19 protein-coding genes and 3 pseudogenes are annotated in these 25,112 nt (G+C 41.4%); 14 read left to right on the plus strand and 8 right to left on the minus strand.

Annotated features, from left to right (window positions below; genetic code table 11):
- The first annotated feature begins 208 nt into the window (after positions 1 to 208).
- From IM676_RS05615 to rpsU, 3 genes are all read left to right on the plus strand, one after another.
- Positions 209 to 997, plus strand: a complete 789-nt coding sequence (locus IM676_RS05615; protein WP_200989309.1) for a DUF1868 domain-containing protein — start codon at positions 209 to 211, stop codon at positions 995 to 997.
- A 479-nt stretch (positions 998 to 1,476) separates the two neighbouring features.
- Complete coding sequence (locus tag IM676_RS05620; RefSeq protein ID WP_200989310.1) at positions 1,477 to 1,929, plus strand: hypothetical protein; 453 nt, start codon at positions 1,477 to 1,479, stop codon at positions 1,927 to 1,929.
- 578 nt (positions 1,930 to 2,507) lie between these two features.
- Positions 2,508 to 2,696: a 30S ribosomal protein S21 gene (gene rpsU, locus IM676_RS05625; protein ID WP_017803988.1), complete on the plus strand. Its 189-nt coding sequence runs from the start codon at positions 2,508 to 2,510 to the stop codon at positions 2,694 to 2,696.
- 120 nt (positions 2,697 to 2,816) lie between these two features.
- Here the strand turns inward: rpsU and IM676_RS05630 are convergent, their stop codons facing one another.
- The gene (locus tag IM676_RS05630; protein WP_200989311.1) at positions 2,817 to 3,491 is read right to left on the minus strand and encodes a dienelactone hydrolase family protein; all 675 of its coding nucleotides are present in this window, start codon (positions 3,489 to 3,491) and stop codon (positions 2,817 to 2,819) included.
- A gap of 154 nt (positions 3,492 to 3,645) precedes the next feature.
- Here IM676_RS05630 and IM676_RS05635 point away from each other — a divergent pair.
- The 4 genes and pseudogenes from IM676_RS05635 to IM676_RS05650 form a co-directional block, all read left to right on the plus strand.
- A pseudogene (locus tag IM676_RS05635) lies at positions 3,646 to 4,227 on the plus strand (tryptophan-rich sensory protein); the annotation flags it as partial.
- An 87-nt stretch (positions 4,228 to 4,314) separates the two neighbouring features.
- Complete coding sequence (locus IM676_RS05640; protein ID WP_200988292.1) at positions 4,315 to 5,340, plus strand: IS4 family transposase; 1,026 nt, start codon at positions 4,315 to 4,317, stop codon at positions 5,338 to 5,340.
- A 74-nt stretch (positions 5,341 to 5,414) separates the two neighbouring features.
- Positions 5,415 to 5,624, plus strand: a complete 210-nt coding sequence (locus tag IM676_RS05645; RefSeq protein ID WP_200988855.1) for a hypothetical protein — start codon at positions 5,415 to 5,417, stop codon at positions 5,622 to 5,624.
- Entirely contained in the window at positions 5,625 to 6,830 is a 1,206-nt protein-coding gene (locus IM676_RS05650; RefSeq protein WP_200988856.1) for a DUF4336 domain-containing protein, read from the plus strand. It abuts the gene before it with no gap.
- An 18-nt stretch (positions 6,831 to 6,848) separates the two neighbouring features.
- Here the strand turns inward: IM676_RS05650 and IM676_RS05655 are convergent, their stop codons facing one another.
- Positions 6,849 to 8,201, minus strand: a complete 1,353-nt coding sequence (locus tag IM676_RS05655; protein ID WP_200988857.1) for a helix-hairpin-helix domain-containing protein — start codon at positions 8,199 to 8,201, stop codon at positions 6,849 to 6,851.
- A 213-nt stretch (positions 8,202 to 8,414) separates the two neighbouring features.
- Between IM676_RS05655 and IM676_RS05660 the strand changes: the two genes are divergently transcribed.
- Genes IM676_RS05660 through IM676_RS05670 form a run of 3 tightly spaced genes read left to right on the plus strand, consistent with a single transcriptional unit; the run spans position 8,415 to position 9,260 of the window.
- Positions 8,415 to 8,561, plus strand: coding sequence for a hypothetical protein (locus IM676_RS05660; protein ID WP_200988858.1), 147 nt, complete (start codon positions 8,415 to 8,417; stop codon positions 8,559 to 8,561).
- Positions 8,562 to 8,595: 34 nt separating this feature from the next.
- The gene (locus IM676_RS05665) at positions 8,596 to 8,856 is read left to right on the plus strand and encodes a hypothetical protein (protein WP_200988859.1); all 261 of its coding nucleotides are present in this window, start codon (positions 8,596 to 8,598) and stop codon (positions 8,854 to 8,856) included.
- Entirely contained in the window at positions 8,853 to 9,260 is a 408-nt protein-coding gene (locus IM676_RS05670) for a type II toxin-antitoxin system VapC family toxin (RefSeq protein ID WP_200988860.1), read from the plus strand. The genes IM676_RS05665 and IM676_RS05670 overlap by 4 nt, the downstream gene beginning before the upstream one ends.
- A 149-nt stretch (positions 9,261 to 9,409) precedes the next feature.
- On the opposite strand, the pseudogene IM676_RS05675 reads toward IM676_RS05670, so the two are convergent.
- Together IM676_RS05675 and IM676_RS05680 are read right to left on the minus strand one after the other, a co-directional pair.
- Positions 9,410 to 9,628, minus strand: a pseudogene (locus IM676_RS05675) (WD40 repeat domain-containing protein); the annotation flags it as partial.
- A gap of 176 nt (positions 9,629 to 9,804) precedes the next feature.
- Positions 9,805 to 11,469, minus strand: a pseudogene (locus IM676_RS05680) (GUN4 domain-containing protein); the annotation flags it as partial.
- 1,449 nt (positions 11,470 to 12,918) lie between these two features.
- Between IM676_RS05680 and rpsD the strand changes: the two are divergent.
- The gene (rpsD, locus tag IM676_RS05685; protein WP_200988862.1) at positions 12,919 to 13,527 is read left to right on the plus strand and encodes a 30S ribosomal protein S4; all 609 of its coding nucleotides are present in this window, start codon (positions 12,919 to 12,921) and stop codon (positions 13,525 to 13,527) included.
- Between the two features lie 320 nt (positions 13,528 to 13,847).
- On the opposite strand, the gene kdpC is transcribed toward rpsD, so the two are convergent.
- The 3 genes from kdpC to kdpA form a co-directional block, all read right to left on the minus strand.
- The gene (gene kdpC / locus IM676_RS05690; protein ID WP_200988863.1) at positions 13,848 to 14,441 is read right to left on the minus strand and encodes a K(+)-transporting ATPase subunit C; all 594 of its coding nucleotides are present in this window, start codon (positions 14,439 to 14,441) and stop codon (positions 13,848 to 13,850) included.
- Between the two features lie 128 nt (positions 14,442 to 14,569).
- A complete protein-coding gene (kdpB, locus tag IM676_RS05695; RefSeq protein ID WP_200988864.1) occupies positions 14,570 to 16,693 on the minus strand; it encodes a potassium-transporting ATPase subunit KdpB in 2,124 nt (707 codons plus the stop codon).
- 41 nt (positions 16,694 to 16,734) lie between these two features.
- Entirely contained in the window at positions 16,735 to 18,438 is a 1,704-nt protein-coding gene (gene kdpA / locus IM676_RS05700) for a potassium-transporting ATPase subunit KdpA (RefSeq protein ID WP_200988865.1), read from the minus strand.
- A gap of 843 nt (positions 18,439 to 19,281) precedes the next feature.
- On the opposite strand from kdpA, the gene IM676_RS05705 reads away from it, so the two are divergent.
- Positions 19,282 to 19,650, plus strand: coding sequence for a hypothetical protein (locus IM676_RS05705; protein WP_200990093.1), 369 nt, complete (start codon positions 19,282 to 19,284; stop codon positions 19,648 to 19,650).
- A gap of 85 nt (positions 19,651 to 19,735) precedes the next feature.
- Here IM676_RS05705 and priA read toward each other — a convergent pair whose 3' ends face one another.
- The gene (gene priA, locus IM676_RS05710; protein WP_200989313.1) at positions 19,736 to 22,237 is read right to left on the minus strand and encodes a primosomal protein N'; all 2,502 of its coding nucleotides are present in this window, start codon (positions 22,235 to 22,237) and stop codon (positions 19,736 to 19,738) included.
- 792 nt (positions 22,238 to 23,029) lie between these two features.
- On the opposite strand from priA, the gene IM676_RS05715 reads away from it, so the two are divergent.
- Both IM676_RS05715 and IM676_RS05720 read left to right on the plus strand, forming a co-directional pair.
- Positions 23,030 to 24,199 carry an RpoD/SigA family RNA polymerase sigma factor gene (locus tag IM676_RS05715; RefSeq protein ID WP_200989314.1) on the plus strand — a complete coding sequence of 390 codons (1,170 nt, stop codon included), beginning with the start codon at positions 23,030 to 23,032 and terminating at the stop codon, positions 24,197 to 24,199.
- A 323-nt stretch (positions 24,200 to 24,522) separates the two neighbouring features.
- Complete coding sequence (locus IM676_RS05720; protein ID WP_200989315.1) at positions 24,523 to 25,041, plus strand: GNAT family N-acetyltransferase; 519 nt, start codon at positions 24,523 to 24,525, stop codon at positions 25,039 to 25,041.
- Positions 25,042 to 25,112: the final 71 nt, after the last annotated feature.

The raw sequence follows: 25,112 nt of genomic DNA on the forward strand, positions 1-25,112 counted from the left end.
CTCTTTTGGTAGATGGTTGAGATACCAAATAATAGACCTGTAGACCTGAAACCGTTAACCGTTCGCCCTAGCATATCCTCTTCCTGTGTGATAATTAGAACTAAGGAAGAAAATCCTGGAAAAAAAGTTAAACACTTTTGAAATCACTCTGCATAATCTGAGTAAATTTCCTTAAAATCTATCAAGTGAGAGCGCGAGGCTAGCAAGATTGGACGACAACTATCAAACTTACCTGAACCGGGTAGCAAGAATGACGCTACCGGAAGCTTACAGATCCCAAATTCAGCATATTCAGGAGTCTGCTAAGTTTCATTTGCATTCTGGATTCAGACAAGCTACACCTTTTCCTGGGTATTCATTCATTACCCCACCTGCAGAGGAAGATAGGAAAAACTCTAGTTTCTATACAAAATTAAAGTCTTACCAGCAGGAACTTTTACAGTTACCTGTTAATAGTGATTTGATTGTCCCTACACCCCCTACTAGCTTTCATTTGACTTTAGCTGACTTGATTTGGGACAGTGCTTATCTTCATGCATGCGAAGAAAACCCTGACTTTGAACAACAGTTACGTTCTTGTTGTGGGGAAATATTGCAGCAATATCAACAATCCATCACCAACGCCACTGATCCCATTCAATGGCAAATGCTCGGATTGATAGTAATGCCCAGAGCTTTAGGTGTTTGTTTAGTTCCCCATGACCAACCCTCTTATGAGCAGATTATTCAATTTCGCCGCCAAATCTATCAAAATCCCAAGTTAATGGCTTTGGGTATTGAACAGCATTATCACCTGACAGCTCACGTTACATTGGGCTATTTTGGCGACATTCCCTCCGATTTAGACCGGAGCAATTTCACCACTATGTTGTCTGATTTGAATCAGCAATGGCTGGAAAGTTCTCCAGAATTTTCCATCCACTCTGTGGAACTACGGAAATTTGACGACATGACCCACTATTATCGTCAAGCAGACTGGCCGAGTTTAAATTTTTAATTCCTCCAGGTCAGTTAATGTCTGACGACATACCCAGAGTCACCCATAGGGCCACACTGTATGTAAGCATACAGTGTGGACTAATCTCACCCACGGAAATCTCCCTGATTCACGATTCTCCCCCCGCATCAAACAATAAATTGATCATTAAACGGGAATCCCATAGCTCATATTTGAGGTTTTTCCAGACTTCCCTCCATAGGAATTGCAGATAATTGGGCTAAACACTACAAATTAAAACCTAATTTCATCGCTGATTTATCTGAAATCTTGCTAGTTCAGCTTGTATTTAATTATGTCCATACCAAATTGAGATAGCTAAAGCCTGTTTATACTTACACATTGTGTTGTATAAATTGCATCCTTGATGATTGATTACTCAAGTAAGTACGGTAGATATCAATATCAAGGATGTAAAATCAATGCCTCTGGTGAGGATGTCTGACGCTATCGTTATCAGACTATAAAGGGTATTTCAAGTGATCAGAATTTTATTGGATGCTGATTTAATATTAGAAGCCTTCATGAACCGCCGAGAATTAACAGAAGATATTAGACAATTATTAGACGGTGTAGATCCATTGATTCAGATGTATTTGACAAATGTCGGCTGGCAAAAAATTTCCGTCTATGCCAGTTGCTTAAATGGAAGTAATATTACTGATATATTAGTATACTGGTTACAGCAGAAAATTGCAGTTTCTCACGTTGACCAACAAATTATCCAAACAGCACGCTCATTACCTCTCAAGGATTTTGAATCCGCTGTAGAGTTATCCTGTGCTCAGTATTGGCAGCTAGATGCAATTGTTACCCATAAACAGGAAGATTTCGCCTTGTCTACAAATAAGTTGTTGTGGGTTTGGTCAATAGCAGACCTACGCTTACGTGCAAACCTAGAAAATCAGCTACAAGCAACTAGATATATTTAATTGACCCGCATCCGGCCAAAATAAAACCCGATTCCCAGATAACATTTACAAATGCTAAAATATCTTCATGTCCGTCAAGCTCACATATAAACAGCGAAGTACGTAAGCCTGGAGGGATCCTGTACGTCCGGACTTGCCATAGCTTGTCGAAGACATCCAGAACACCAGGAGCAAAAATCCTAAATCTTGCACAAATGTGGGAGTCTTAGTACCAGTTTCGTTAAATCGCCCATAAAATGCCATCCGTCAGTCGGTGTACCCTTTCAGAAGCGGTGAGTTCTACCATTTCAGCCTGTGGAGTGAACAAAACCCTTACTAGTAGTCATACTCAGACTAAGTTAAAACAGAAAGTAAACACCGAAGATGATACGTGGTTTTAGTCAGATACTCCCACACTTGTATAGCTTTGGGTAGGTTTTACAGCAGGCATCTAGGTTGGCTGCTCCCGTAAACCCCACTAAGCTTTCAATCAGCTGGAATCTTAAAGTTAGACAAAGGTCTGTTTTTTGTATACTCTAGGTAACTGAATTGGTTACCACTGTCGGAAGATCAATTAAATTAACATATTAGGAGAGATAATGACCCAAATCATAGTGGGTGAAAATGAAGCTATCGAGTCAGCTTTACGTCGGTTTAAGCGAGAAGTGTCTAAAGCAGGCATTTTTCCAGATATGAGGAAGCATCGTCACTTTGAAACCCCTCTGGAAAAACGCAAACGTAAAGAAATTGCCAAGCACAGGCAGAGTAAGAGACGTTTCCGCAATTAACCTGTTTGCGGAGTTTCCCATCTGCCTATAGGGTGGGAATAGATAGCCAGTCCTACCCAGCAAAGGGCGGGACAATATTCTTTTCTATCAAAGCCCCCAGAGACTATCTGAGGGCTTTGCTTATGAGCTTTCCGGTGTCAGGTAACGGGTAAACCAGTCACTCGCCAATTGTGCTACTGCTGCCAATGTCCCCGGTTCTTCAAATAAATGGGTGGCTCTAGGAATAATTTCCAACTGCTTTTGTATACGTAATTGTTCCAGTGCATCCTGATTCATCTCTATCACTGGGGTATCGTATCCACCAACAATCAGCAGTGTTGGTGCTTGGACATCAGGTAACGCTGAACCGGCTAAATCAGGTCGTCCGCCACGAGAAACCACCGCTTTCACAGACACAGGGCGTTTCGCCGCCGCTACCAGAGCCGCCCCGCCCCCTGTACTCGCTCCAAAGTAACCTATTTGCAGGTGATGGGTTTGTGGGTACTGTCCTAGCCAGTCTGTGGTATCCACTAATCTCCGTGCCAATAATTCAATATCAAAGCGCAAATGTCCTGTTATCAGGTCAATTTCTTCCTCTTCATGAGTTAGTAAGTCAATTAGCAGCGTTCCTAGTCCAGCCTGTTGTAAAACTCCAGCAACATATCGATTACGGGGACTATGGCGACTGCTACCACTGCCATGAGCAAATACTACTATACCTGTGGCTCCATCAGGAATCACCAAATTCCCCTCTAAGTTTACTTCACCTGCTGCCACTGATACTAAATGTTGGTTCTTTGTAGATGTGTTATCCACTGACAAACCTCCTTTGACGCTTTGTTGCCTATTTATATTTGATATTTTTTTGGTATTTTATACTTCTGCTATGAGGCAGTTTGTCAAAATCAACTCCTACTCCATAAAGCGGTAAACTAAAAGTAGACCAGGACATAAATCTTGTGATTCTCTTATGCAGAATTCTACATCTGGAAATGATGGGGATTTGATCAGGCAAGTTGCGACTTTAAGCGCAATTATTGCCGGTTTTGTTGTCAACGTAGTATCCAATCTTTTTCCGCTCCAGGGATTGACTATAGGAGAAATTTCTAATACTTTCTTCGCTAATGTCCTGATTATCCCCGCTAACTATGCTTTTGCTATTTGGGGACTGATTTATCTAGGTTTATTCACTTTCGGAATTTATCAATTTCTCCCCAACCACAGGTATGATGACGATTTACGCAAAAGCGGGTACTTGTTGGTGATTGCCTCTGTGGCTCAAATTATCTGGGTATATCTTTTCCTCTCCCAACTCTTTGCTCTGTCTGCGATCGCCATACTCTTAATTCTCATACCACTAATTGCTATCTATTTGCGCTTAGGCATTGGCAAAAAGCGTGTGTCTCAAAGCAAGAGGTGGTGTGTTCACTTTCCTATCAGTATTTATCTGGGCTGGATTAGTGTGGCAACTATTGTTAATATAGCCTCTGCTTTGTATTTTCACGGTTGGCAAGGCTGGGGGATTTCTCCTGAAATATGGACTGCTATTATGCACAAGTGTTGAATGTTAAGAAAGAGGGTATAAAAATTGCCCAAAATATATTAAAATTTGGGCTAGCTATCTAAAAGGTATTGTTTAATGACGATTATAAATTCATTTCCGAAGATTGTCAAAGACATCCTCAGCCCATTACCAAAAAACGATTATCCGGTATTGAATAGCCGTCTGTTCGTGGAGTGTTGGCTAGCTTATGCACTGGATAATAGCTTAACGAGTATGCGGGATTTATTTAAAAGATTAAATCATACAGGGTTTAGCGTGAATATTGGCACATTCTCCAAAGCCAACACACATCGAAGCCAAGAACCATTCCAAAAAATATATCAGCAATTAAATCAATTAATTCAGAAAAAAGCCCAGAAGAAGTTACATAATAAATACGCAATATGTCCAATTGATTCAACCGTCATCACATTGACAAGTAAATTACTATGGGTGTTAGGTCATCACCAAGTAAAGCTTTTTAGTTCTCTCAATCTTGCCACGGGAATTCCAGAGGATAATTTCATCAATTTTGGGCATAAACATGATTATAAGTTTGGCTCAAAAATGATGTCTAAATTGCCAGCAGATGCTGTTGGAGTAATGGATAGGGGCTTCGCCGGATTAAATTTTATCGACGAATTAAACCAAGCTAGTAAGTATTTTGTTTTACGAATAAAAAATAATTGGAAACTAGAGCCTGATTCAGAAACTGGACTAGTAAAAATTGGTTCAGCTAAAGATGCTAAAGCTTATAGAGTGATTAATTTTTGTGACTTAGAAACTGAAGTAGAATTCCGGTTGGTTACTAATTTACCAGCCGATGGAGAAGCACCAGTGACAGATGAAGATATCCGGGATATTTATCGCTGTCGATGGGGAGTCGAACTGTTATGGAAGTTCTTAAAGATGCACTTGAAGCTGGATAAATTAATTACTAAAAATGTGAATGGTATTGCGATTCAACTGTATGCAAGTCTCATCGCTTATCTAATTTTAGGACTCGTCTCTATTCCTAAAGAATGGGGTGATAAGTTATTAGATAAATTTCGCTATCTCCAAGCCTGTATGTGTCAACAAATCAGTTACGTCCATTGGATGGAAGATATTATGCTATGTTGACATTTTCACCCTTGATAAGACTACTATACAGAATTATGTAAAGTTTTGTAAAGACATTCAACATTTCTGCTATTATGTTATTAGCGGCTTTTACTATTGCCGCCCTCATTGTCACCCAACACCAAGACTTTGCCTATACAGGAGTCACAGTTTGGGCATTGGTGGCGATCGCAATCAAGCACTGGCAAAATTCTTTACTGAGAAACCTGGCACTAATTTTCGCCATAGCCTTAGTGGCAATAATCACAATTAACAGTGTAAAACCTCAACGTCCACAGACATAAATGGAACAACCCAGTACTCATCCCCGAGATTGGTCATGGCACTTCTGGCCCGCTGTACCTCTATATCCCTACGGTAAACGGCGGACAATTTGCTCAGAAATAGTCAAAGATACTATCTGGACATTCGATCAGCTTCAAGGCATTCTTTACACTGTTGTGCCCATTCGGATGACTGTGGTGAAACTTGCACGGGGAGGTCTTCTGGTTTACGCCCCAGTTGCTCCCACTCCTGAATGTGTCCGCCTCGTTAACAACTTAGTCACACAACACGGCGATGTTAAATACATCATTCTACCCACTAGCTCCGGTCTAGAACATAAGGTTTTTGTTGGTCCTTTTGCTCGCCGCTTCCCCCAAGCACAGGTTTTTGTTGCGCCCCATCAATGGAGTTTCCCCATCAATTTACCCCTGAGTTGGCTGGGTTTTCCCCCAGAACGCACTCAGGTACTTCCAGAAGATAGTAGTGACAGTCCTTTTGCTGATGAGTTTGATTATCAGGTGCTGGATATCAACTTGGGACGCGGTTCATTTGTAGAAGTGGCATTTTTTCACAAGCGATCGCACACCCTACTTCTGACTGACTCCATACTGTCCATACCCGAAGAACCACCCCCAATCAACCAGTTAGACCCTTACCCCTTACTATTCCATGCTCGGGATCATGGAGGGGAAGCCATCACAGATCATCCAGAAAATCGCCGCAAAGGATGGCAACGTATTTCACTATTTGCAGTCTACTTTAGTCCTCATTCCTTAGAAACCACTGGATTAGGCAAAATGCTGCGCGATGCTTTCCAAGCACCAGACCATTCACCAAAAGCTTACTTTGGTTTATTTCCCTTTCGGTGGCGAGAGGATTGGCAAAAGTCTTTCTATATGCTCCAAGGTAATGGACGCCCGTTTGTAGCCCCCATCCTCCAAGTTCTCATTTTACCCCAAGCACCTCAACAAGTCCTCAAGTGGGCTGAACAAGTAGCAACCTGGGATTTTCGCCAGATTATTGCTTGTCATTTTGATTCGCCTATTAAAGCCAGTCCCCATGAATTCCGCCAAGCATTCGATTTTCTCCACAAGCAACCCGCTTTCAGCGAAGATTCTGGAAACCTAAACCAGCCCCTGTCCCCCGAAGATATGCAATTCATCAGGGAAATTGAGGCAAATCTCCTCAAGCAAGGCATTGCCAAACCTCCTCAAGAGAAAATATAATTCTAAATTCCACAGATGTTAACTACCTGTGAGTGATTTTAGATGTGCGCTAAATCTAGCATTTTGCAAGGCTTGCACTGTACCGCGAGAATCTTGGACGCAATATTGCCAACCGAAGCGAACCAATTCCCGAGAAGTTTCTGATTGTATAATTCCCACCACCGGGGTTTTTGCCCTTTCTTTGTCCCCTGAATGTTCTTGTAAAATCGTCCTTAAATTATGCATGGTTTGGATGTCACTTACTTGTTGCGGATTCAGTTCCACCATTACCATTTGTACCTGCTCAACTTTTTCTATGTCCTCAACAATCAGTTGATTTTGATCATCCCGCCGATCTACTTTACCCCAGACAATTAACCTCGCATCAACTTCGAGTTGCTCACTGATACGTTCATAGGTTTTGGCAAAAACCACCGCTTCCGATTGTCCAGTTAAATCCTCTATTTGTAAAATTGCCATTTGGTCGCCTTTCTTAGTCATCACTTTTTTGACATTGTTCAGCATGACCACTGCACAAACTTTCGTATCTTTTGTTTGTTCTTTAAATTGTGAAAGGTTAATCGGAGTGAGCAGCGATGCTGCTGGCTTTAAGGACTTCAATGGGTGATCTGATACATAAAAACCCAGTAATTCTTTTTCCATACGTAACTTTTCCTGGGGCATCAAATCAGCCACAGGTTCAGCTTTGGGAACCGTTTCAAAACTATTATTCCCTGTTTGCTTACTGGTATTATTACTAGTACCTAAGTAATCAAAAAGATTCCCCTGACCTATAGCCCTATCTTTGGCTCGGGATTGCGCCCAATCATAAACTAGTTCTAAATCACAGATTAATTGGTGACGATTTGGTTGAATTTTATCGAAAGCTCCACACTGAATCAAAGATTCTACAGTCCGCCGGTTAATGGCACGCAAATCCACGCGATCGCAAAAATCAGCTAGGGACTTAAAATCACCCCCCTCATCTCTTGCAGACAAAATACAGGCGATCGCATTTTGTCCCACATTCCGCACTGCTGTAAATCCAAATAATAAAATCTTTCCATCTATCGGTGTAAAATCCAGACCAGAACGATTAATATCAGGGGCATCTATTGTAATCCCCATATTAGAGCAGTTATTAATATACTTCTGCACCTTATCCGTATCGCCACTGTTCGCCGTCAACAGTGCCGCCATATACTCCAATGGATAATTAGCTTTTAAATACGCAGTTTGATAAGTTACATATCCATAGGCAGTGGAATGAGACTTATTGAAACAATTAGAGGCTATCAGACCATTTTTAATCACAAAATTATGGTCACCCTCAACCCCAATATCATAAACATTTTCTCGACCTACAAATTTACGTCCAGTGATTTTGACCATTTTTACCCACCCATCATGTATACCCAGTTTAAGGTGTTGGTGCTTTTGAAGTTTAACACTACTTGATCTTTGAGTGGTTTTCTGTAGCTCTGATTTCTGCTGCTTCTAGGGGCGATCGCATTTCATCAACTGCAATCAGCTATTACTTGGGCTAAGTGATTTGAAATCATCCCAGAAACGTTTAAATCTTCTACTACTATTTTTGCGTGGTTTTTGCATAAGGAAGATGGGAAGACGGAGGAGGAGTTTATTGAGGAGATTTTAGGGTTAAATCAGGAGTTGGAAAAGTTAAATCAAGAGGTGCATTTGTTAGAGGGGATTATTGCACATAATATTAAAGAGATTGCGGGGGATAATTAGGTTATCATTAAGTACAGAGTAAAGGAATAAATCTATGAATACTCGTGAAGTTGTGGTTAATAAGTTACAACAATTACCAGATCCTCTGGTATCGAGGGTAGATGAGTTTATTGATTTCTTGATTGCACAACAGCAAAATCAAGCAGTTAATGTTCAATCTTCAGAATCTTTAACCGATAGGTGGAAGCGGTGGTTTGAAAAGGTTGATCAATTATCTATATTAAATCATGAACCGCAGAATGAGTATCAACAACGTTTGCTGGCAAAATATCGTCAGCAGGGTTTAGAGTTATGATTCTGTGTGATGCAGGAGTTTTGCTTTGTTTAGTAGATTGCACACAACCGCAACATCAAATTTATAAAAATCTGGTGATGCGTGTCAGTAAACCTATGGTGACAACTTGGGCTTGTTTGACTGAGGCGATGTATCTTTCTCTTCATAGAGGCGGTTGGGTGATGCAAAAACAACTGGGGCAAATGCTTTTAGACGGTTTGCTCACTATCTATGAAATTCAATCTAGTGATTATAATCGGTTGTTTGTATTAATGGAGAAATATCAAGATAGACCAATGGATTTGGCTGATGCTACTTTGGTATTGACCGCGGAGAAAACTGGTTTTTATCAAATTCTTACTATTGATTCTGATTTTTTATTTTATAGAATTAATAATCATATAAGTTTTGAGATTATTAAATAATGATGAGAATTTTTCAGGGGATTATTGCCCATAATATTATAGTACTTACGCAAGATGTGGCTGAAAACCCTATTTTTGCCTAGGGCCAATTCATGAATTGCCCCTACTTTCGTGACCTTCTTTAATATTACCTACTAATGAAGTATTAATTAAGTTTTATTATCCACACTCCCAGAGGCTAAGGTGCGACAATCGGGGCTGAAGGCTATTGACCAAACGTAATTTGAATGTCCGGTGAGTGTGGCGATTTCCTCTTGGGTGGCGACATCCCACAGTTTGATGGTTTCATCCCCACTCCCAGAGGCTAAGGTGCGACCATCCGGGCTGAAGGCTACTGACCAAACCGAATATGAATGTCCAGTGAGGGTATATTCTAACTCCCATGATGTTAGTGATTTTTGTGCTTGATAAGCGTTTACAGACTCAATTAACTTGCCATACTTAGAGTACAGGAGATTATAAGCCGCATCCTTGACATCGGCTGATTCGTCTCTGGTTAAAGCTTGGAGAAGTAAGTTAACCCCACCATCATCAAGTGTTGGTGCTAATTATCTTCAGATAAAGTTAAAGCTTTTATATTGTGCCAATCATCTCTTTCTAGTATTGGTTTCAAATAAGATTTGACAATAAAACCTTTGTGCTTTTCATATTTATGAAACCAAAAAGCAGGTAGATGTCCTTTGGGTGATTGATCAAGTTCAAAAACTAATTCATCATAGTCTTTCCAACTAAACGCACCAATACCTAAAAATGCTTCTCCACGCCAACCTAATGCTTCTCCAAACTTACCAATTTCTTTATTGATATCAGATTGATGAAAAATATCTCTTTGGACTTGGAAACCAAACTTACCTTGACTGTAATGATACCATAACTGATTAATTTGATTGATATCTTTGGTAAATATCTTGCTAGTGTCGTCTTTAATCTCTCTATTTAATAACTCTGAAATTATATATTCTGTTTCTGCATCTGCTTCTCTCCATTTCTTTTCTGCTAGTAGACACTCTAAAAGTTCATAGGTAATTTCAGGGAAAGCAATGGAAATTTCTACTATTAATTTTTGTTTGACAGTTGCTTCTGATACATCATCTGGGAAGTAATCATCTCTTTCTCGACGCAATTTATTAAGTAAATCATCTGGAGGAATGAGACTAAATTCAAATTTATCTTTATATTCATAATAGAAACAAGCCACATGACCTAGACCATAAATCATTAAGGCTTTAATACCCACTTTTAGTATTTTATTAATGTAACCCAACTTTAACCAATCTATTCCTATATCTATTATTTTTTCTCCTGAGAAAATAAAGCCAAATATAAATAAAGCTTCTTGTTTTCTTTCGGGAGCATCCATATTAAATCCATAAATCTCTGCGATTTGATAAACCATTTCTGCCCCTAATTTGGCTATTTTTGGTATATCAATCCCCTCTGCTCCTAATCCATCTAAAATATTATTAACCGTTGCTACCACATCTCCAATTAATTCTAATCCTGCTGCTTGTAAGGATTTATGAATAATTAGTCTCTGTGCTATTTCACGGGGAGTTTTATGTCGGACTCTTGTGATTAATCTTGTAACTGATTCACCAGCTGCGGTGAAATTAATATCACAAATAGATTCAGCAATCCATTCTGTTAAATCTTCCCAAGCATCATTATTTGCTGCATTTTTTAGCTCAGATAATTCAGGATTTTGATCTACCTGTTCATAACCATCATCCTGTTCATCATCATCATCCTGTTCATAACCATCTACCTGTTCATAACCATCATCCTGTTCATCGCCATCATCCTGTTCATCACCTTTATCATTGTTGTCAGATAAATTCCTTTGCCAAATATTGATGGTTTCATCATCACTCCCAGAAGCTAAGGTACGACCATCCGGGCTGAAGGCTACTGAATTAACATACTCTGAATGTCCGGTGATGGTGGCGATTTCCTCTTGGGTTGCTACATCCCACAGTTTGATGGTCTTATCCCTACTCCCAGAAGCTAAGGTGCGACCATCTGGGCTGAAGGCTACTGAATAAACGTAATCTGAATAAACCCAATCTGAATGTCCGGTGAGAGTAGCGATTGACCGCCGGATGGCGACATCCCACAGTTTGACGGTGTTATCCCCACTCCCAGAAGCTAAGGTTTGACCATCCGGGCTGAAGGCTACTGAATAAACGTAATCTGAATGTCCGGTGAGGGTATAGTTCAACCAGGGTAAGTGCATCTTAATAACCCTTGACAAAATTAACTTTATGTGATTTGCCTACCCAGATGGCGATTCAGGTATATTTGAGTAGAATTTGCGATCTTAATTGTTAAGCAACAATCGACTAAATATGAATAGTTTGTAACTATTCTGATTGACTGGTAGCATTTGAAATGCCTACACAGCAAGCAGATCAGAAAATTTGACAATTATCTCTCAGAGGATGTTTGATCAGTTTTCAACAGGTAATTTTTATTTTAGGGAACAGGGAATAGGGAATGGGGAACACACCGACCACACCAAAACAATAAAATCCAGTTCCCTCCCCTTGTAAGGGGAGGGTTAGGGTGGGGTAAAACAATAGTTGATACACTAATCATGACTTGACAAACATCCTCTCAAACTTACTTATCACCTAAATCCTGTTGAGATGTAGCAGCATCTGGGAATCCGTGCAAAATTTGCTTGACATTTGCCATAATTTATACCATTTATTGTGTGGGATGATTGGGGATTTACAACTACTGCGCAGCCATAAATCTAGTAACAGTGCGTAGCGTCAATGTTACTGAAAACTAATCGATATTTAACGTATTTTGAATCAAATTAGACCAATAATATCACATTTGATTTTAAATCATATGTAAATAAATATTTTTTTGATACCTAAGCCTCAGTGATACTATTTAGGTAATCTTGTCATCTATCTAAAGATAGATTCTTGGGAATATAAAACTATTTCGCCGGTACTGGGTTCAATATTTATGATATCTGGGTAAATTTCCCGTGTGTTACGCGATCTGCTTGCAGCAGCGCTTCGCTATCGCCTTTAACAGCAGCGTTTCACGATCTGCTTGCAGCAGCGCTTCGCTATCGCATCCCGTCAAGATAATCAAATACATGATCTTCGACTCACACAGATCCCCGACTTCTGGACAGATTATATGAGATTATGCCAATTATCTAAGAAGTCGGGGATCTTACTCACTTTGGCGCGATCGCCTTTAATAGCAGCGCTTCGCGATCGCATCCCGTCAGGACCATCAAATATATGATCTTCTAGTCAGATTTATCTGACTTTAGCTTTGAGACGGGGGTTTCTAACCCCCGGCTCCCCCCATAGCATCAAAGGCAATTTTTCAACCCAGAGCAGCTTGCAAACGATTGATTGGCTTTAGCCACAGTGATATAATGCTCAAAGCGAGTAAAACAACCATTTACCCGCAAACTTGCAGCCGTGGGGCACACGGTCAAGATGCTTGCGGAGGGTAAATTCATTGGAATCCCCGTGAAGCAAGAATCCCCCGGCTTCTAGCCGTGGGGAGTGTCAACAAGATCAAAGTCACCAGTTTCAGATCACCAAGAATTTCCTGATGTATAATCAGGAAAGTGTCAAAATTCAATGTCTAGTTAAAAGTTAACAGGAATAGATTAAGGAAACTCATGTCCCGATACAGAGGGCCACGCCTCAGAATTGTACGTCGCTTAGGCGAATTGCCAGGATTAAGTCGTAAAAGTGCTAGACGAGCCTATCCACCAGGACAGCATGGTCAGAACCGCAAAAAACGCTCTGAGTATGCAGTTCGTCTAGAAGAAAAGCAAAAGATTCGGATGAACTACGGTTTAACCGAAAAGCAACTGTTGCGCTATGTGCGTAAAGCTAGACGCGTCACCGGTTCCACCGGACAAGTGCTACTACAACTGTTAGAAATGCGCCTGGATAACACCGTTTTTCGTTTGGGGATGGCTCCCACCATTCCAGCAGCTCGTCAGCTGGTAAATCACGGTCATGTAACGGTTAACGGTCGCAGAGTCAATATTGCTAGTTACCAGTGTCGCCCCGGTGAAGTCATTGCAGTCAGAGACCGCGAAATTTCCCGGAAGTTAGTAGAAGCCAATTTACAATATCCAGGATTAGCCAACCTCCCCAGTCATTTGGAATTTGACAAAGCTAAGTTGACCGGTAAAGTTAACAGCGTTATTGAACGAGAATGGGTGGCGTTACAAGTCAATGAGCTGCTGGTAGTGGAATACTACTCACGTCAAGCCTAATTATTTTCCTCGGTCATGGGATTGCGGATTTCTTCAAGTACACAATCTCATACCCGCCCCTTTCCTGAGAAGGGAGCGGGTTTAACTACAAGGATTATTAACCTCCGCAGATGCTCAAGCAGCAGCAAATATTTTAAGAAAAGTAACCACACAGCTAGGTTTATGTTTAGCCGAGGTGGGTAGGGCATCTTTGACTGTGCCACAACGATATGACTTGTTCATTAGGTTAAATAAATCATATCGTAAACATTGCGTAGCGTGTCTTCAGACCGCGTAGCAACATCAGTTTAGAATCCCTTGTGTTTCAACCAAGGGAGAAGTCAAGGAAAGTTAATCTCCTGTAAGTCAAGAGCATAATTCAATCGCAACACATTCACACCCGGCTCACCAAAAGTCCGCAGGAATCTCCCATCAGTATACTTATTGATTAAAGGTATTATGTCATTTTCTCCCACATCCCGGGCGCGGGCCACTCGGCTCAACTGCTGGCGGGCGGATCTCAAAGAAATATGCGGGTCTAAGCCAGAACCAGAAGCATAAATTAAATCACCCAGGGGTTCAATATTCTGCTCTTGTAATTGATTTGCTTCTTCCACAATTCGCTCTAACAGTGCTGGGTTGCTAGGAGCAAAATTACTCGCGCCAGATATCCCCGTCGGGCTGGCTTGTTTTCCTTCGCTATATCTCACAGCACTGGGACGTCCGTGAAAATAACGGTCTGATGTAAATGTCTGACCAATCAAAGCTGAACCAATTACCTGATTGTCTAAATTTACCATAACGCTGCCATTAGCTTGAAAAGGAAACAAGGCTTGACCTATGAGCAAGATACCCAGGGGATAGATTATTGCCGTTAGTAACCAAAGCACTAGGGTCATGCGAACAGCTGTGATAGTTTCACGAATAAAATTCATAAAAATTTATTGGCGATGAGTTTCTAGTTCAGGAAAGATTAGTTGACCACAGATGTAGCCTCCTGAGCGGCTTCCCGTGGATTACACAGATGAACAGGGATAATTCACAGCATAAAATTGGGGCGTTTCTATCCCCAGTCAGTGGTCGCAATTAGCATATCTATGAATTTAATCGCGAACAAAGATGCAATTATTCCACCTAAACCATAAATCAACAGATGGCGCAGTAGCAGTTGACTGGTTGGCAGGTATTTTACCTCTACACCTCTCAAAGTTAAAGGAATTAGAGCCGGAATCGTCACAGCATTATAAATTAGTATCGATATTACAGCCGAATTCAGGCTGGACAAATTCATGATATTTAAACCTTGCAGATGAGCGGCCGTAAAAATCAATGGGATAATTACAAAGTATTTAGTAATATCATTCGCCAGGGAAAATATAGTTAGCCCACCACGGGTAACTACTACATTGCGACTCATACTTACTAGATCAATCAGCTTTGTCGGGTCAGAGTCCAAATCTATGATATCGGCTGCTTCTTTAGCAGTTTGACTACCTGTGTTCATGGCAACGCCGACATTGGCCTTGAGGAGCGCCGGAGCATCATTAGACCCGTCTCCTATCATTCCCACTACTTGACCTGCTGCCTGTTCTGTGTGGATAATACTGACTTTATCCTCTGGTGTCGCTTCACCAATAAAGTCATTCACCCCTGCAAGGTTGGCAATCACAGATGTGGTGATCAGGTTGTCCCCACTGAGCATAATGGTCTTGATTCCCATGTAGCCTAACTGCTGACAAGCCTCGCGGATACCAGGTTTAATTATATCTTTGAGGTAAATCACACCATAAATTTCCTCATCTAGACAAACTGCTAGGGGTGTACCTCCTTGTTGGGAAATCTTTTGGCAGACAGAATTCAATTCTGCAGGGGCTTGTCCATTGCACAGACGAATAAATTCTTTAATTGCTCCTACCGCACCCTTGCGAGCTTTATGCCCCCGGTCGAAGTTTGTGCCACTCATGCGGGTGTCCTCGGAAAATTTTACCCCTACGGCTTGGTTAAGGTCAAAATCAAGTCGTCCCCCTAAGCTTTGTGCTACTCGGGTAATTGATTTTGCTTCTGATGTATCATCAAATACACTTGCAGCCAAGGCAACATTAGCCATCTCCTCTAATGAATGTCCATTGAGGGGGATAAATTCTTGTGCCAAGCGATTACCAAAGGTAATTGTCCGTGTTTTGTCAAAGATCACCGTGGTGATATCAGCACAAGCTTCCAGGGCTTCTCCAGAAGTCGCAATAATGTTAAATTGGGCAACTCCATTCATGGCAGCAATACTAATAGTATTGAATAATCCGCCGATGGTAGTGGGCATCACCGCCACCAACAGGGCGATTAAAATGGGTACACTCACCGGAATACCCACATAATGGGCAAATGCCGGCAAAGTCATCACCACTAACAGAGAAAGTAAACTCAAAACTGTGAGGAAAATCATTAAGGTAATTTCACCCGGTGTTTTCCTGCGTGTTGTTCCTGCTAATAAAGCGATCATCTGGTCAATAAACCCTTGATCTGGGTCAGATGTGATGCGAACAATCAGCTCATCAGAGATGATATGTGTACCGCCGATGACCGAACTGGCAACATGATTACCTGATTCTTTCAGTATTGGTACGGCTTCACCGCTAATTAATGATTCATCCACAGAGGCCACACCCATGATCACTTTGCCATCGGCAGGAATAATATCCCCAGCCACCAAATATATGGTGTCACCTGCTCTGAGACTACTGGCAGGAACTTCGGTAATTGTGCCATCGCTGGCCAGTTTTTTGGCGATCGCCTCTGACTTTGTAGTTTGCAGTACATCTGCTTGGGCTTGACCCCGTCCCAGTGCCAATGCTTCGGCAAAATTAGCCAGCCAAACAGTGAGAAACAAAATTGCTGTCAACAAGCCGTAAACGATGTGTGGGTGATTTTCCGGCGCTGGCCCCAATAAGTTGGGCGCAATAGTGAATACTAGGGTGACAAGTGTCCCCAGCCAAACCAAAAACATGACTGGATTTTTGATTGCATACCAGGGATGCAGCTTGATAAAAGCATCCCTTATGGCTTTGATATAAAGTCTTTTGCTATTTATCTTGGCTTTTTTGAGGGTGGGGCGGCGATGACTCGGTAAAGTTCCCCCCGCGCCGGGACGAAAACGTGATGATTTACCTTCAGAGGCAGGTGCAACGTTCATTTTATGTGATCTTGGGGAAATGTTGACTAATAACTCATCTTCTAACTACCGGCAGCTAGTTGCAAACCCTCGGCAATCGGACCTAAGGCCAATACTGGTAAGAAAGCCAGCATTGCCAAAATCATGATCAATCCAGCCGTAGCAACCGTAAATAAGAGCGAATTGGTTTTAAGGGTAATAGCGGTTTCTGGGATTTTTGGTTTACCAGATATACCGTCAGCTAACAGCAAAATCGCCATCATCGGAATGTAACGCCCGGCAAACATACTCAAACAGGTACTTAAATTCCACCACAGGGTGTTATTATTCAATCCCTGTAAACTCGATCCATTATTTGCACCAGCAGCCGCATATTCATAAACTACCTGGGAAATGCCATGAAATCCAGGATTAGTAATTCCAGATAGGGAAACAGGATAAGCTAATGTCATAGCACTGGGAATTAAAACCACTATTGGATAAATCAGCAGCACCACACTGGCAAGGATAATTTCTCGTCTTTCAATTTTGCGCCCTAACAATTTGGGAGTGCGCCCCACTACCAACCCCATTAAAAATAGAGTCAGAATTAGGTAAGTAAATAGGTAAGCTATGCCAGTTCCCTGACCTCCCCAGATAATGCGTAGGAATAAGCTCGATAAGGTGGAAAATAATCCTGCGGGCATTAATGAATCATGCATCCCGTTCACAGCACCGCTCATGGTAGCCGTAGTCATCACTGCCCAGAGTGATGTTTGTAGCCAACCCAATCGAATTTCTTTGCCCTCTAAATTCGGTTGTTCTAATCCCAATATGACATTCACCTGAGGGTTACCCTGTTGTTCTCCCCCTACTGTTACCCACATGAGAGTTATAAATACTACAAATACCATCCAGAACAGCAGCCAAGCCTGTTTCATATTTTTCGCAAATATGCCATAGGTGTAAATTAAAGATGCCGGAATGGCAATCATGGCTATGGTTTCGATTAAATTAGTGGCACCATTGGGATTTTCATAGGGGTGGGCTGAGTTAACGCCAAAAAAACCGCCGCCGTTATCACCTAACATTTTAATCATCTCAAAGGAGGCTACTGGCCCCCTGGCAATATATTGGGTTCTTCCCTCTAAGGTTTCTACAACTAGGGTGTCAGCTAATGTTTGCGGCACACCCCAGAAAACTAGAGCGATCGCCCCCATAATTGAGATTGGTAGGAATATCCTTGTGATGGCACGAGTGACATCAACGTAAAAGTTACCTAATTTTTGACCTGTTAAGCCCCGAATAAACGCAATTCCTACCGCTAAACCTGTGGCGGCTGAGGTAAACATCAAAAAGCCTAAAGCTGCTACTTGGCTAAAATAACTTAAGGTGGTTTCACCGGTGTAGTGTTGCTGTCCAGTATTAGTCACAAATGAAACAACTGTATGCAGCAATATATCCCAGCTAGGCGCATCAAAATCATTGGGATTCCAAGGTAAAAATCTCTGATAAAATATTATCAGGTATACTAAAGCCCCCATAATTAGGTTGCTGTACAAGACTGCGCGAATATATTCCCCAACGGTCTGCGACTTACCGCCATAACCATCATCTTTCCTACCCACACCGATTAAAAGCAAGCAGCCGCGCTCTATGGGCTTCATGAAGGGGTCTAGCAGCGTTTTTTCTCCCTGGAAAACACGCGCCATGTACCTTCCCAAAACTGGTACCATCCCTATAACAATACACAGCGTTAAGCCGATTTGCAAAGAACCTTGTCCCATCTATTTCGCACCCAACTCAGTTAATGATAGATTTTACACATACCAACCCAATACCTCCGGGGTCTCTTAATATATAACCTCAAAGTATTTGGTTTTCCCTTATTACTATTTTTCAGATTATTTTTCAAGTTTCCGTCAGAAATACTGAAAATTTACTCTGATACTGAATATGGGGACAACCCCAGCAGCAGCCGTAACAGAGTTTAGATCATCTTATTTGATCTCAGGAATCAAAACTGTCAGCATACTTGAAGATCCCATTAGGCTTTTAAATAATTTTGGAAGCTCCTTTCTCAGGTGGTAAAATGCTCTACCTTCAATTTTATTTGTTCTGTGTGGAGAACTAACAGATAATACTTTGGGAAACATTCTCAGAGGATGTTTTATAACTTTTCAACAGGTAATTTTTATCTTAGGGAATGGGGAACACACCGAACACCGGAATAGGGAATGGGAAGGATTGGGGAACACACAAAAAACAATAAAATCCAGTCCCCTCCCCTTACAAGGGGAGGGTTAGGGTGGGGTCAAGCAATAGTTGATACACTAATCATGACTTGACAAACATCCTTTCAGTCCACAAAAAATCGCCTATCTATTCATGTAAATATACTACCATTATGCAATATATTAACTTATATGGATTAAATACTAAGGAAATATGAGGAAAATCAACAAGAATATCTGATGAATTATATAAAGTTTATAAAGGGGTGAACGGATCTAAAATCAAAACTTGATGGAGTCTGGAGCCTACTGGCTGAATTTGATCTTTAGGTAATTATTTCTAGATCATTCAGCTTAATTTAGGTTTTTAATCTTTTGAATAATGCCAGAGTTACTATGTATCAACCATCTTTATCTCCCGATGATTTGCCATCCCCAAAAACAATGCAAATGAGCGGTATTTGGCTCAGTCAACTAGAAGAAGCCACCAAAAAAAGGTTTTTCCTGGTTTGTAAGCCTACAGTGCGGATTTTGTTATCCAGTTGTCACTGGTATTTCAAAGTCAACAGCGGTATTCTCTTGTTAATTTTTGTCTGTCATGATATTAAAAGTTATCAGCATATCATGACTACTATTCCTTATTTAGCCAAACAGTTAAAAAGATTTGCCAATCAAGCTAAAATTAGCGTTAGCTCTCCAGTAAATGAAGGTATACCCTGGATGACTAACATCAATGAAGTATGGACTGGGGAAGAATTTATTTAGTATTGAAACACAAGTTCCTGCCCGACATCTACCTGGTGTAGCAGTTATAAAACTGCTACATCTTTGCAAGTTTCACATAAAAGTTTCACATAATATTTAGTGGATCTACATCTATAGTTAAACTCACAGCATCAGGACAAAGCGATCGCACTGACTCCCAGTCAGGTAATTGTGGTAACACATCCGTGGCAAACTTGAGTAATATTTGCCAGCGATAACGGTTAGCTACTCGCATGACACTAGCTGGTGCTGGGCCAAGAATATCAAATCCCGGGCGAGAACTTAAAGCAGTGGCAATGATTTGGGCTGTGTTTTGGACTTTAATCATATCTAAACTACTCAAGCGCAATAAAATTAACCTTCCATAGGGAGGATAATTAAGTGCTTGGCGTTGCTCTAATTCAGTTTGGCAAAAGGACTGATAATCATGTTGTTGTACCGCCCCAATTACCTGATGCTCTGGGGTGTAAGTTTGCACAATCACCCTACCCACATCATCACCCCTACCCGCACGCCCTGCTACTTGAGTTAAAGTTTGAAATGCCCGTTCACTGGCGCGATAATCTGATAAATGCAGTAAACCATCAGCAGAAACTACACCCACCAATGTCACCTGGGGTAAATCTAAACCTTTGGTAATCATTTGTGTTCCTACTAATAAATGGGCTTCACCCCTAGCAAATCTAGTTAGTAGAGTACGGTGTGCGCCTTTATTACGGGTAGTATCACTATCAAAACGAATATAACTCAACTGGGGAAACTGTCTTGCTAACTCTTGGGCGACCCGCTGAGTACCGCTACCAAAGAATTTGAGATAAGGTGAACCGCATTGTGGGCATTGTTGAGGATGCGATCGCGTATAGTTACAGTAATGACAGCGTAGTAACTGTGGCGCTCCTTCTTCAGTGTGGTGATAGGACAGCGACACATCACAATGGGGACATTCCATCACATACCCACAACTGCGACAAGACACAAAAGTACTGTGTCCCCGGCGATGGATAAATAAAATTCCCTGTTGTTGCTTCTGTTGTAACTGATGTAAAGCTGCTTGGAGCGACCTACTGAAGATAGAACGATTTCCCTGCTGTAACTCTAGGCGCATATCCACTAATTCCACTGGTGGTAATGGGCGAGAATTAATGCGTTCGGGAAGGGAAAGGTAATAACTAGGAATTGGTGTGGAGGAGTTTGTCAGACCGACCCAACTTTCTAATGACGGGGTAGCAGAACCTAAAACTAAGGGACAGTTTTCTAATTCCCCGCGCCATTGGGCGACGGTGCGAGCGTGGTAGGTGGGGATGGGAGAGTCTTGTTTAAAGCTGCTGTCGTGTTCTTCGTCTAGGATGATTAAACCTAAATTAGGTAAAGGCGCAAAAATGGCGCTACGAGTCCCGATGACTATTTGCGGTTCCCCGGTGAGCATTTGTCGCCACGTGTCATAACGTTCTCCTTCCGAAAGACCACTATGATAAACGCTAACCTTAGCCCCGAAACGAGCGCGAAAACGGTCTGTTAGCTGGGGTGTGAGTCCAATTTCTGGAACTAATACCAGGGCCGATTTTCCTTGGTTTAGTAGAGGTGCGATCGCTTGTAAATATACCTCAGTTTTCCCTGAACCTGTCACCCCATGCAACAGAACCTCAGCAAAACCATTTAAATCTTGAATGCTCTTCAATGCATTTGCTTGGTGATAATTTAAGGTTTTGGGGTGGTCTTGTGCTACTGCTAGTCCCTGTTCTGTTCGCAGCACTTGTTTTTCTTCGATCACAATGTAACCTTTTTGTGCCATGGTCTTCAGGGTAGAGGAACTAGCATGACAAATTTGCAACAGTTCCCTTTGCCACAATTCTCCCCCACGCTGTCGCAGTATTTCCAAGATTTCTCTTTGACGTTCGGTTAAACTATTATCAATAGCACCAATTAAAGTCACCGCTTTTTGTAGTTTTGGCCGATTGATTCGCGGTGTTTCTAAATAACTTTCTACTAACCCAAATCGCAATAACTCCCGCACACCCTTATAGGCGGTTTTGACTTTTTGTTGCAAGTAGACTAGGCTATAGTCTCCTGCTAATTGACCTTGCAAAAGGTTGAGAACTTGCTGGGCTGCGGGACTAAGGAAGGTTAAACTTGAGGAGATTTGTCTGTTTATTTGTGCATCCTCAACCAAGCGGATACGACGTTGCGATCGCCCTAGTAATCCTGGTGGTAATGCTACCCGGATTACCTGAATTAAGGGCGTATAGTAATATGCAGCTACTCGATTTAATAACTCCCAATAAGTCCTGGGGAAGAACCCGGCGCTGACTATCTCTTCTACATCCTTGATTTTTTCTGGTGGTAGATCAATATTTAGTTCTGCCAACAACCTAATGGCGATCGCTCCTACTTTTTGAGTACCAAAGGGTACACTTAAAATATCACCTGGTTTGACTTTTAACTCACTGGGTAATCTATAAGTAAATAATCCCGTAGTTCCTGGACAGTCTACCAACACTTCAACCCACCGATTCACATTTACTGATTGGTAACTTTCCCCCGGTTCAGCCACCAGTAAATGCAGTGATTTTATTTGAGTTTTATACATATATTTTTTTGTCAACAAATCAGGTTCTAATTTCTACTTAATTGTTTCGGCGCTAGACAAGTTCATCAAATATTTTTATTTCCCTGAAGTCAAATGTATTTGATCATACTTTTATACCCATAAAAATTGATATTTTCCATATATGTAATGTACCAGACAATTTTGTCTTAACAATTCGTGGCATAAATATTTAAAATCCTCTATAAAAAACCCAATTGTCTTTCCAGGGATTCCGGAAATGGTCTGAATAACTACTAAATAGGATATAGTGTTTTTCATCCTGTTGATAGATATTCAACCCTTTGTACATATGAGATGCTTTTATACAAATAAACTATTTTGTAAAATTAGACTAGTCAAACCATGCCCTTGAGGAACCTGGATGAAGTCAGTACCGAACCCAAACCAAGATGATGATTTATTATTATGTAGTAAATTCTCACCGATGAAGCAGAAAAACTCATGTAACTTATAAAAGATTAACGCTAGGGGGTATTTACCCGAGTTTTTTATATTTGTTAAGGTGGATAAAGGTTGAGGGCATTTGACAGATTCGGGTATTGACGAAAAAAAATCAGGAATATCTGTGTTGGAACCTGAGAAGATAGTTTCTGGGAGCCAAAACCACTATTTGTTAGAGGTTCTATCTAACACAGAACCACGAAAAACCAGCTAGGGGCTGATTTTCACTAATGAATAAGCAATTAGCTTTCCGGGTATATTCTTCTGACAAAAGGGTGCATTTGTTGGTTAGGGAAAACTACCAAGCTTAAAGCAGCGTGTCATGAAATTATGTACCAAACAAAGCAAAAATCCCTAAAGGAAACTATGAACATTGCTGAATTGGGAACAATGGAAATACTGGAAACTACAGTCGAACATGAAGAAAACTCAGTGGAACTTTTAGAATCAATGGTAGAGTCAGAACCCCCAATCATCGAAAATCTGGAATCAGAAGAACGTGATGGGGATGACATGGCTGCAGCAAGGCCTTCAGGATACAACAAAACTGAGCATGATGATGCTGTAGGGGCGTTTTTTAAAGAAATGGCGCGTTATCCCCTCTTAAAACCCGAAGAAGAGGTAGAGTTAGCCCGCAGAGTCCGGTTTCTCGAGGAGGTCAGGGAGGTACAAGCTGCATTGGAATTAGAACTGGGACAGTCAACCACTAAGCTACAAATAGCCTCCCAGCTAGAAATGACAGAAAAGCAGCTAGAAAACCGCTTATATCAAGGTCGAGTCGCGAAACGTAAAATGATTCGTTCCAACCTGAGATTGGTGGTGTCCATTGCTAAACGGTACCTGAATCGCGGTGTACCTTTTCTAGATTTAATCCAGGAAGGCGCTATGGGTTTAAATCGTGCTACGGAAAAATTTGACCCAGATAAAGGTTATAAGTTCTCCACATACGCCTACTGGTGGATTAGACAAGCAATTACCCGCGCGATCGCCAATGATGCGCGAACCATCCGGTTACCCATCCATATTGTTGAGAAACTCAACAAGCTCAAAAAAGCCCAAAGAGAACTCAAGCAAAAACTCTCTCGAAATCCCAATGAAGCCGAAATGGCCCAAGCGTTGGAAATTAGTGTCCAACAACTGCGCCAATTGCAACAATTAAGGCGACAAGCACTTTCTCTGAATCACCGTGTGGGTAAAGAGGAAGACACAGAACTGATGGACTTGTTAGAAGACGAAGATAACCTGTCTCCAGAAGCAAAAATGAATGAAAACATGATGCGTCAGGAGATTTGGGATGTCTTGGGTGATGTGCTCACCCCCAGAGAGAAAGATGTGATATCTTTACGCTACGGCCTGACCACCAGCGAACCTTGTACCTTAGAAGAGGTTGGTAATATGTTCAATCTGTCCCGTGAACGAGTACGACAAATTCAAAGTAAAGCCATGCGCAAGTTGCGCCGTCCTCATATCGCCAAGCGATTAAAGGGATGGTTAATTTAATTCCTAATTCATAATTATTAAATAAGGTAAGCAGAGAACCCCACCACCAACACCAGTTTATTTGCCAATTTCTAAGTATGGCTAGGCCACACCAGGTATTAGGCCAGGGGTGAAAGCCAACTCATCTGTTTACGCCTAAGTCATTTTGTGTTACAGGATGTTTAAGATACCTGAAAATTAAATCTTGCATTCTGGTTAAGCTAGGCTTTCTGTCTGTTCCTAAGCTTCCTTAGGAGTTGCTCATATATTTAGGCACATCCTCATCCCAACTAATCCAAAAATTCGCTGTAGACTATGGTCTATAAACTATACATGATCAATTAATGACTGGTTCTGACAATTTGATTTTGCGTTTTGCTGAACCCTCTGATAGCAAAGTACTGTTTAATTTAATTCAGGGGCTGGCTGAGTATGAAAAATTATCCCACGCTGTAACTGGTAATGCTTTGGCCCTTGAGGAGCATTTATTTGGCTCTCCCAGGTATATTGAGTCCATCTTAGCCGAATATGCAGGGCAAGCAGTTGGTTTCGCGCTGTTCTTTCACAACTATTCTACCTTCTTGACTAAGCCGGGAATTTACTTAGAGGATTTGTTTGTTTTACCGGAATATCGCCGTCAAGGTGTTGGTAAGGCTCTTTTGTCTAAAGTAGCGCAAATAGCTGTAGAGCGCAATTGTGGACGCTTAGAATGGAGTGTCTTGGACTGGAATGAGTCGGCACAAGCATTCTACCGCAGTATGGGGGCTACTATTTTGGATGATTGGCGCATTTGTCGCGTTACTCAAGAGGCTATGGAACAGTTAGCAAATCGAGGTAGAAGCGAGAAATTAAAATCTCTTTGATAGTTTCTGCTCACAATCAAGTTTGACAGATTGTCTTTTGACGCGGGCAATTAGTTGAACTCACAATAGTT

Source organism: Anabaenopsis elenkinii CCIBt3563, assembly GCF_015245355.1.
Taxonomy (GTDB): Bacteria; Cyanobacteriota; Cyanobacteriia; order Cyanobacteriales; family Nostocaceae; genus Anabaenopsis; species Anabaenopsis elenkinii.

What these genes read in the sequence shown, in the direction of transcription:
- rpsU (WP_017803988.1), top strand. Translation starts at nt 2,508, where the DNA reads ATGACCCAAATCATAGTGGGTGAAAATGAAGCTATCGAGTCAGCTTTA.
- IM676_RS05640 (WP_200988292.1), top strand. Translation starts at nt 4,315, where the DNA reads ATGACGATTATAAATTCATTTCCGAAGATTGTCAAAGACATCCTCAGC.
- IM676_RS05645 (WP_200988855.1), top strand. Translation starts at nt 5,415, where the DNA reads ATGTTATTAGCGGCTTTTACTATTGCCGCCCTCATTGTCACCCAACAC.
- IM676_RS05650 (WP_200988856.1), top strand. Translation starts at nt 5,625, where the DNA reads ATGGAACAACCCAGTACTCATCCCCGAGATTGGTCATGGCACTTCTGG.
- IM676_RS05655 (WP_200988857.1), bottom strand. Translation starts at nt 8,201, where the DNA reads ATGGTCAAAATCACTGGACGTAAATTTGTAGGTCGAGAAAATGTTTAT.
- IM676_RS05665 (WP_200988859.1), top strand. Translation starts at nt 8,596, where the DNA reads ATGAATACTCGTGAAGTTGTGGTTAATAAGTTACAACAATTACCAGAT.
- IM676_RS05670 (WP_200988860.1), top strand. Translation starts at nt 8,853, where the DNA reads ATGATTCTGTGTGATGCAGGAGTTTTGCTTTGTTTAGTAGATTGCACA.
- rpsD (WP_200988862.1), top strand. Translation starts at nt 12,919, where the DNA reads ATGTCCCGATACAGAGGGCCACGCCTCAGAATTGTACGTCGCTTAGGC.
- kdpC (WP_200988863.1), bottom strand. Translation starts at nt 14,441, where the DNA reads ATGAATTTTATTCGTGAAACTATCACAGCTGTTCGCATGACCCTAGTG.
- kdpB (WP_200988864.1), bottom strand. Translation starts at nt 16,693, where the DNA reads ATGAACGTTGCACCTGCCTCTGAAGGTAAATCATCACGTTTTCGTCCC.
- kdpA (WP_200988865.1), bottom strand. Translation starts at nt 18,438, where the DNA reads ATGGGACAAGGTTCTTTGCAAATCGGCTTAACGCTGTGTATTGTTATA.
- IM676_RS05705 (WP_200990093.1), top strand. Translation starts at nt 19,282, where the DNA reads ATGTATCAACCATCTTTATCTCCCGATGATTTGCCATCCCCAAAAACA.
- priA (WP_200989313.1), bottom strand. Translation starts at nt 22,237, where the DNA reads ATGTATAAAACTCAAATAAAATCACTGCATTTACTGGTGGCTGAACCG.
- IM676_RS05715 (WP_200989314.1), top strand. Translation starts at nt 23,030, where the DNA reads ATGTACCAAACAAAGCAAAAATCCCTAAAGGAAACTATGAACATTGCT.
- IM676_RS05720 (WP_200989315.1), top strand. Translation starts at nt 24,523, where the DNA reads ATGACTGGTTCTGACAATTTGATTTTGCGTTTTGCTGAACCCTCTGAT.